This window comes from Ruegeria sp. AB8 (genome assembly GCF_056542605.1).
In genome coordinates this window covers 1-595 of record NZ_JBQGAB010000124.1, presented here as the reverse complement: position 1 = coordinate 595, position 595 = coordinate 1, and the positions used below count along the sequence as shown (strand labels likewise).

At 52.4% G+C, this 595-nt stretch carries 1 protein-coding gene and 1 pseudogene; both read right to left on the bottom strand.

The window, feature by feature from the left end:
• A pseudogene (locus ACR0CG_RS24115) lies at positions 1-245 on the bottom strand (IS110 family transposase); the annotation flags it as partial.
• Between the two features lie 71 nt (positions 246-316).
• Positions 317-595, bottom strand: a 279-nt coding sequence (locus tag ACR0CG_RS24110) for a Tn3 family transposase (protein WP_480528051.1), incomplete at its 5' end; no start/stop codon positions are given.

The following is a 595-nucleotide window of genomic DNA, read 5'->3' as shown; positions in this document are numbered from 1 at the left end:
ACTGCGCATTCAAACCCGAGCTTTGTGAGGTGTCGGTGCAAGCCATAGCCGCACGGCCCAGCCTCATAGCAAAAAGACGGAGTGTGTCCGTTCTTGGAAAGCCTCTTCGTAAGACGTAGCACCGCATCAGCCGAATTGACGACGATCCCGTGAAATCTGATCTCACCGCTGCGACTGTCTTCGGCAACAGCGACTGCAATTGTATCTTTGTGAATGTCCAGGCCAACATAAAGCGTTTTGTTCATTTGCATTTCCTCCTTCGAACGTTCTTCTGTTCGTCGAGAAAAACACGGGCACCACGCACGTCGCAAAACACTCATCTGGTCTTAGCGTTTTCGATCCTTATCTGTCGCCACCGATATTCTCCCGTGAGAATAATATGCGCCCATCCGAGAGGTGAGACATGCGCGAGAAGGTATTCTGGCGTGTCGAGCGCTGCGTTTTTCCGTTGCGCAACCGCGATGCCAAGTTGCCTGGTATTCCAGTAGATGATGATGGCGGTCAGCAGATTGAGGCCTGCGATCCGAAAGTGTTGACCTTCTGTGGTTCGATCTCTGATTTCTCCTTGCCGCCCGATCCGCAGGGCATTCTTCAG